The organism is Fulvimonas sp. R45 (assembly GCF_030504985.1).
Taxonomy (GTDB): Bacteria; Pseudomonadota; Gammaproteobacteria; order Xanthomonadales; family Rhodanobacteraceae; genus Rhodanobacter_A.
Window position 1 is genome coordinate 239,105 of record NZ_JASERU010000006.1, and the last position, 6,947, is coordinate 246,051.

6 protein-coding genes are annotated in these 6,947 nt (G+C 71.0%); 4 read left to right on the forward strand and 2 right to left on the reverse strand.

What is annotated here, in order from left to right; translation table 11 throughout:
- Positions 1-17 precede the first annotated feature (17 nt).
- Positions 18-524 carry a DUF4142 domain-containing protein gene (locus tag QMK61_RS08220; protein ID WP_302071701.1) on the reverse strand — a complete coding sequence of 169 codons (507 nt, stop codon included), beginning with the start codon at positions 522-524 and terminating at the stop codon, positions 18-20.
- On the opposite strand from QMK61_RS08220, the gene QMK61_RS08225 reads away from it, so the two are divergent.
- Entirely contained in the window at positions 523-1,860 is a 1,338-nt protein-coding gene (locus QMK61_RS08225; RefSeq protein WP_302071702.1) for a carbohydrate porin, read from the forward strand. The two genes, QMK61_RS08220 and QMK61_RS08225, sit on opposite strands and share 2 nt — an antisense overlap.
- Positions 1,861-1,884: 24 nt before the next feature.
- A complete protein-coding gene (locus tag QMK61_RS08230; RefSeq protein ID WP_302071703.1) occupies positions 1,885-2,721 on the forward strand; it encodes a YihY/virulence factor BrkB family protein in 837 nt (278 codons plus the stop codon).
- Positions 2,722-2,864: 143 nt separating this feature from the next.
- Here the strand turns inward: QMK61_RS08230 and QMK61_RS08235 are convergent, their stop codons facing one another.
- Positions 2,865-4,655: a thiamine pyrophosphate-requiring protein gene (locus QMK61_RS08235; RefSeq protein ID WP_302071704.1), complete on the reverse strand. Its 1,791-nt coding sequence runs from the start codon at positions 4,653-4,655 to the stop codon at positions 2,865-2,867.
- Positions 4,656-4,848: 193 nt separating this feature from the next.
- Here QMK61_RS08235 and QMK61_RS08240 point away from each other — a divergent pair, with 193 nt between their 5' ends.
- Together QMK61_RS08240 and QMK61_RS08245 are read left to right on the forward strand one after the other, a co-directional pair.
- Positions 4,849-5,637, forward strand: coding sequence for an alpha/beta fold hydrolase (locus tag QMK61_RS08240; RefSeq protein WP_302071705.1), 789 nt, complete (start codon positions 4,849-4,851; stop codon positions 5,635-5,637).
- A 100-nt stretch (positions 5,638-5,737) separates the two neighbouring features.
- The gene (locus QMK61_RS08245) at positions 5,738-6,568 is read left to right on the forward strand and encodes a hypothetical protein (RefSeq protein ID WP_302071706.1); all 831 of its coding nucleotides are present in this window, start codon (positions 5,738-5,740) and stop codon (positions 6,566-6,568) included.
- Positions 6,569-6,947: the final 379 nt, after the last annotated feature.

The window sequence follows — 6,947 nt, forward strand, 5'->3', positions numbered from 1 at the left end:
ACAGCTCCCGGCGCGGGCTACGCGGAGATCGTGAACAGGCTCTCAGCGCGCAGGTGCATGTTCATGTCGGCGACGTCCTGCGCGGGCACGCCGTGCGCGTGCCCGCGGCTGCCCTGGCGCACGGACAGGTGCGCGAACTGCAGGTTCAGCGCCCGGTGGTCGGTGATCAGGCGGCGCGCGAACGCCCGCACCCTGCCGTCGGTCGAGCGCGCCAGCGCCACCTTGGCCAGCGCGATCTGCAGGTCGTCGTCGGCGGTGGCCCGGGCGACGAAGGCCTGCTCCTGCGCGTCCAGGGGTGGATCGCCGGCCTTCACGCGCGGCACCACGACCAGCGCCGCGACCAGCAGCAGCACGAGCACCACCAGCACGACCGTGGACCGTTTCCAGCGCATGGCGCGGAGACTGGGCGCACGCCGGTGCAGGTGCCGTGCAAGACGGGTCGACGGCGCGCCGCCGGCCGTGTCGGCCACCTTGCCGCAGGCTGCACCGGGCATCCACGCCCGCGCGCCAACATGCATCGACATGGATACCGCCACCGCGCCGCAATGCCTTTCCCCGTCATCCCTGCGCCGCTGCGCCGGCGCGCTGCTCGCCGCATGGCTGTCCGCCGCCGGCGTGCAGGCCGCGCGGGCCGGCAACACGTCGCCTTACCTGTTCGGCGACTGGCATGGCGCACGCAGCCGGCTCGCCGACCGCGGCGTGGACTTCAGCTTCAAGTACACCAGCGAGGTGGCGCACAACGATGCCGGCGGCACGCGCCCGCTCACCCGCTACGCCGACCAGTGGGAACTGGGCGCGGCGTTCGACCTGGACAAGCTGTGGGGCTGGCGCGGCGCCCGCTTCGAGGTGACGATGAACGACCGCAACGGCCGCGACCTCGACGCCGATGCGCAGCTCGGCACCTACCAGCAGGTGCAAGAGGTGTACGGGCGCGGGCAGACCTGGCACCTGGCGCTGTTCGCGCTGACCTGGCGATCCGCCGGCGGGCGGTTCACCTGGCGCGTGGGCCGCCTTCCGGCGGACGCGGACTTCGACGTGTTCCCCTGCGACTTCCAGAACCTCAGCTTCTGCGATTCGCCGCCCGGCCGCATCGTGGGCGACTACTGGATGGATTCCCCGGTCAGCACCTGGGCCGCGGTGCTGGACTGGCGCAGCGGCGCGCACAGCCACCTGAAGCTGGGCGCGTACCAGGTCAACCCACACTACACCGACGACCATTGGGCGCGCGCCAACGGCTGGAAGCCGGCTTTCCCGGGCGGCACCACCGGCGCGCTGGTCCCGCTGGAATACGACTGGTCGCCGCGCCTGCGCGGGCTGCCCGGCAGCTACAGGATCGGCGCCTGGTACAACACCGCCGGCGGCGCCGATCTCTACTACGACGCCGACCGCGAGCCGATCGCGCTGACCGGCGGCCCGGCCCTGCGCCGCAGCGCGCGCAGCGGCGGCTACCTCACCATCCAGCAACAGGTGAGCGGCGAACCGGGCGAGCGCGGCACCACGCTGTTCCTCAACCTCACCCTGGCCGACGCCGATACCTCGGCCACCGACGGCCAGTACGCGCTGGGCGTGGAGTACAAGGGCGCGTTCGGCCGCCCGCGCGACGCCATCGGCGCGGCCATCGGCGCCACCCACGGCAGCCACCGGCTGGCGGCGCGCCAGCGCCTGTACGACCGGCTGCACCCGGCGGCGGCGATGCCGGTGCAGGACGGCAGCGAGTACGTGGCCGAGCTGTTCTACGGCTGGTCGCCGCTGGCCGCGCTGACGCTGCGGCCCAACCTGCAGTACGTGCTGCACCCGGGCGGCACCGCGCGCCACGGCCATGCCCTGGTGCTCGGCCTGAAGACGCTGATCGCCTTCTGACGCCGGCGCCGCCAAGGAGGTCGCATGCCTCGCCGCCTCGTCCGCACCACCCTGCGCCACGCGATCCACGGCGTGGGCGCGGATGCGCTGGTCACCCAGGCCGCCGCGCTGGCGTTCTACTCGGCGCTGTCGCTGGCGCCGCTGATCGTGCTGATGCTGTGGCTGCTGTCGCTGGTGCGGCCGGCATGGCAGGCGCAGTTGGAGGATGCGCTCGGCGGCGTGATGGGCGACCGCGCGGCGACCATCGTCGGGTTGATCGTGGACAACGCGCGTGCGCGCCCCGCCCTGGGCAACGTGGCCGGCCTGATCGGCGCCGGCGTCACCCTGTTCAGCGCCTCGGCGGTGTTCGCCCAGCTGCAGCGCACGCTGAACCGCGTCTGGGACGTGGAGGACCGCCGGCACGGCTCAGTGCTCGCCTGGCTACGCGACCGGCTGCGCGCGCTGGGCCTGGTGCTGGGGCTGGCCTTCCTGCTGATCGTCTCGTTCGCGGTCAGCGCGCTGATCCGCCTGCTGGTGCCGCAGGGCACGGCGGTGTGGACGGTGGTCGAATACGGGGTGTCGCTGGTGGTGTTCGCGGCGGCGTTCGGCGCGATGTACCGCGTGCTGCCGGACACCGGCATCGCGTGGCGCGACGCCGTCGCCGGCGCGGTGCTCACCACCGCCCTGTTCATGCTGGGCAAGTACGCCATCGGCCTGTACATCGAGCGCTCCAGCGTGGGCGGCGCCTACGGGCCCGCCGGCGGACTGGTGGTGATGCTGACCTGGGCCTACTACGCCTCGTTCGTGGTGCTGCTGGGGGCGGAACTGACGCACGGGCTGGCGATGGCGCGGCGCGAAGGCGGCGGGCCTACCGGGGCGTAAAGCTCCTCTCCCTCCGGGAGAGGGGTTGGGGTGAGGGTTCGGCAACGCCGCGGCGCCGCGCTCCGCCCGTACCCTCTCCCGGCTGCCGCCACCCTCTCCCGGAGGGGGAGGGATTCACCCGGTCATGCTTGTACATGGACCAGTCAGTCGCCGTGGCCGGGAAAGATCCCCGCCAGCGCCTGGCGCAGCGTGTTGCGGATGATGCCGCCCTCGTCCGGGTCGCCCTTGGCCAGCGCGGTCATGTAGGCGCGCGCCTGTTCCCAGGTGATGTGCGGCGGCAGCGGCGGCACGTCGGGGTCGGTGTGGAACTCGATCAGCACCGGGCGCTGCGCCGCGAAGGCGCGCTCCCAGCCTTCGGCGATATGTTCCGGGTCGTCCACGCGGATGCCCTCGAAACCGAGCAGCCGGGCGTAGTCGACGTAGGAGAAATCCACCACGCGCTGCGAGGGTTCGAACTTGGGGTCGCCGGCCAGCGCGCGCTGCTCCCAGGTCACCTGGTTGAGGTCGTGGTTCACCAGCACCATCACCACGAAGCAGGGGTTGGACCAGCGCTGCCAGTACTGCTTCACCGTGAGCAGCTCGCCGTTGCCGTTCATCTGCATCGCGCCGTCGCCCACGATCGCCAGCACCGGGCGGTCGGGGTAGGCCATCTTCGCCCCGATGGCGTACGGCACGCCGCTGCCCATGGTGGCCAGCTTGCCGGACAGCGAGGCCTGCATGCCGCGGCGCAGGCGCACGTCGCGGGCGTACCAGTTGGTGTGCGAGCCGGAGTCGCCGCAGAGGATGGCGCGGTCGGGCAGGCGCGGCGACAGTTCCCAGAACACGCGCTGCGGGTTGATCGGGTCCGCCGGCTCCATCGCCTTCGCCTCCAGCGCGCGCCAGGTCTTGCGCACGTTCAACTCGACCCGCTCGCGCCAGTCCGCATTGTCCTTGCGCTTGAGCAGGGGCAGCAGCATGTCCAGCACCACGGCGGCGTCGCCGATCAGGTTCACGTCGGTGTCGTAGCGCATCGAGACGTTGCGCGGGAACAGGTCGATCTGCACCGCGCGCGCCTTGCCCTCCTCCGGCAGGAATTCCGAGTACGGGAAGGTGGTGCCGATCATCAGCAGGGTGTCGCAGTCGTTCATCAGCTCCCAGCTCGCCGCGGTGCCGAGCAGGCCGATCGAGCCGGTGACGTACGGCAGGTCGTCGGGCAGCGCCGCCTTGCCCAGCAGCGCCTTGGCCACGCCGGCGCCCAGGCGCTCGGCCACCTCCTCCACCTGCGGCCCGGCGCGCAGCGCGCCGGCGCCGGCCAGGATCGCCACCTTGCTGCCGGCGTTGAGGATCTCGGCGGCCTTGTGCAGCTCGGCATCCAGCGGCACCGGGTGCGCCGGCGCGTAGCCGGTGCCGGAGACCACGGTGCCGTGGGCACGCTCCGGCCGCGGCATGGCCTTCGCCACCTGCAGGTCGTTCGGCGCCACGATGCAGGTGACGGTGCGCTCGGCCGCCGCGATGCGCATGGCGCGGTCCACCACGTGGCGCACCTGCAGCGGCGAGACCAGGGTCTCCACGTAGCCGGCCACGTCCTTGAACAGCACATGCAGGTCCACTTCCTGCTGGTAGTCGCTGCCGATCACCGAGCGCGCCGACTGGCCGACGATGGCCAGCACCGGCATGTGGTCCATGCGCGCGTCGTACAGGCCGTTCAGCAGGTGGATCGCGCCCGGTCCGGAAGTGGCCATGCACACGCCCACCTCGCCGGTGAACTTGGCGTGGGCGCAGGCCATGAAGGCGGCCATCTCCTCGTGGCGCACGCGCACGTAGTCGAAGCGGTCCTCGGCGCGGCCCAGCGCGCCCATCAGGCCGTTGATGCCGTCACCCGGGTAGCCGTAGATGCGTTTCACCCCCCACTCGCCCAGCCGTTCCAGGATGTAGTCGCCCACCGTCTCTGCCATCGCCCTGCGCTCCGTCAAGCTGCCGTAGCCCCCGATCCTCGCGGCGCGAAGTTGAAGGAAGCGGCAGCAAGGGATGAAGGGCGGGCGACGAAGCGGCGATGCAACCGGATGCACGGGCACGCTGCACCGCTTCCACGCCGCCTGCACGACGGCCTGCGCAGGCTGGCCGCACGTCCGCAACCCGACGGAGACGATGGGCACCACCTGCCATGCCACCGACGTCGCGGTCGACGACACCGGGCTCGCCGGCACGCTGCTGGAGCCGGGCTCGACCATTCCCGGCGTGCTGTTCGTGCACGGCTGGGGCGGCTGCCAGCAGCGCGACCTGGACCGCGCCCAGCAGATCGCCGCACTGGGCTGCATCTGCCTCACCTTCGACATGCGCGGCCACGTGCGCACCGAGGCCCTGCGGCAGACGGTGACCCGCGGCCAGAACCTCGACGACGTGCTGGCCGCCTACGACCACCTGCTGGAACAGCCGCACGTCGACCCCGACGCGATCCTGGTGGTGGGCGCCAGCTACGGCGGCTACCTCGCCGCCATCCTCAGCGCGCTGCGGCCGGTGCAGTGGCTGGCGCTGCGCGTGCCGGCGCTGTACATGGACCACGATTGGAACACGCCCAAGCGCGCGCTGGACCGCAAGGCGCTGCACGCCTACCGCAGCCGCGTCCTCGATCCCGACGAGAACCGCGCACTGCGCGCCTGCCAGGATTTCCGTGGCGACGTGCTGATCGTGGAATCCGAGCACGACCGGCTGGTGCCGCCGCCGGCCATCGTCAGCTACCGCGACGCCTTCACCCGCGTGCACTCGCTCACCTACCGCATCATCGACGGCGCCGACCACGCGCTGAGCAGCCCCGAGTGCCGCCAGGCCTACACCTCGATGCTGCTGAGCTGGACCACGGAGATGGTGTTCGGCAAGCGCGCCGGCGGCCTCGTCGACGCCCGGCACCTGGAAGCCGGCGGGCGACCGCCCGCCTGAACGCGCGCCTCGCCCTGCACGATCCGCTGCGGGATTTTTCACGAACGGGCGACCGCGCTGCCGGGACAGTGACGGCCGTTCCCACCACGAGGCCTTCCCCATGCCGCATGCCCCGTCGCACAAGCCCGCCGCCGTGTCCCTCGCCGTGATGCTGGGTCTCGCCAGCTCCGCCAGCTTCGCCCAGACCTCGCCGGCGCTCGACCGCATCGGCGTGTGGCTGGGCGGCTACTATTCCGACAACACCACCGATCTCTCCGTGCGCGGCCGCGGCGACTACGCCGGCATCCACGGCAAGCTCGGCTTCGAGCATGACCTCGGCTTCGACAAGCGCACGCTCGACCCGCGCGTGCGGCTGGACTTCCTCATCGGCGACAGCCAGGGCTTCTCGTTCGACTACTACCGCATCCACCGCGACGAGACGCACACCTACTCCGCCCCGATCGAGGCGCTGGACACGACCGCCAACGCCACCCTCCGCGGGCGCGTCAACTACGACTTCGGCTCGGCCAGCTACCGTTGGTGGTTCGGCCACGAAAGCGACGTGTTCGGCCTCGGCGTGGGCGCGGCGTACTACAAGGTGAACCTCAGCCTGTCCGGCAGCGCCAGCGCCGCCGGGCGTTCCGGTTCCGCCACCACCGGCTACCGCGACAGCGAATGGGCGCCCATGCTCACGCTCGGCTGGCGCCACGCCTTCAACGACCAGTGGCGCATGTACGCCGACGCCTCCGGCGTGAAGAAGAACGGCGGCGACCTCAGCGGCCACATCTGGAACGCCGACCTCGGCGTGGAATGGTTCCCCTGGCAGAACGTCGGCTTCGCGCTGGAATACACCGCCTCGAAACTGCACCTGCACAAGAACTACCACGACGCCGTCGCCAAGCTCGACCTGAAGTCCAACGGCCCGGCGTTCTACGTGCGCATGCGCTTCTGAGCAAGACAACCCATTCCCCAAACCCCCACCCCTGCGCCGGAATGACGGTGAGGGGAACAGGCCGCGAGGCAGGCGTGAAGCATCCTGGCCATGCTGGAGCAAGCGAGGCGCGGCAACCAGCGACACCCCTGCCCTACCCTCAGTCAACGGCGACGGCGCGGTGTGGCCGCAAGTAGAACAGGAGGTGTTACGAAAGTTCCAGAACACCTCGAGCGCCACGGCTTGTAGGGTCGGCGGGCTCCGTAAGGCCATTTCTCTTGGCTACTTCTCTTTGGGCCAGTGTATAGACCGGAGACATGGGTAACAGGTGTGCCAGGACATGGGTTACACCTCGGCAGGTGTTCTGACCTGCAGGAGGTGCCATTCCATGCCTTGGAAG

Excerpts from the sequence above, each read along its gene's own strand:
- QMK61_RS08220 (WP_302071701.1), bottom strand. The coding sequence starts at position 524 with ATGTCGATGCATGTTGGCGCGCGGGCGTGGATGCCCGGTGCAGCCTGC.
- QMK61_RS08235 (WP_302071704.1), bottom strand. The coding sequence starts at position 4,655 with ATGGCAGAGACGGTGGGCGACTACATCCTGGAACGGCTGGGCGAGTGG.
- QMK61_RS08225 (WP_302071702.1), top strand. The coding sequence starts at position 523 with ATGGATACCGCCACCGCGCCGCAATGCCTTTCCCCGTCATCCCTGCGC.
- QMK61_RS08245 (WP_302071706.1), top strand. The coding sequence starts at position 5,738 with ATGCCGCATGCCCCGTCGCACAAGCCCGCCGCCGTGTCCCTCGCCGTG.
- QMK61_RS08240 (WP_302071705.1), top strand. The coding sequence starts at position 4,849 with ATGGGCACCACCTGCCATGCCACCGACGTCGCGGTCGACGACACCGGG.
- QMK61_RS08230 (WP_302071703.1), top strand. The coding sequence starts at position 1,885 with ATGCCTCGCCGCCTCGTCCGCACCACCCTGCGCCACGCGATCCACGGC.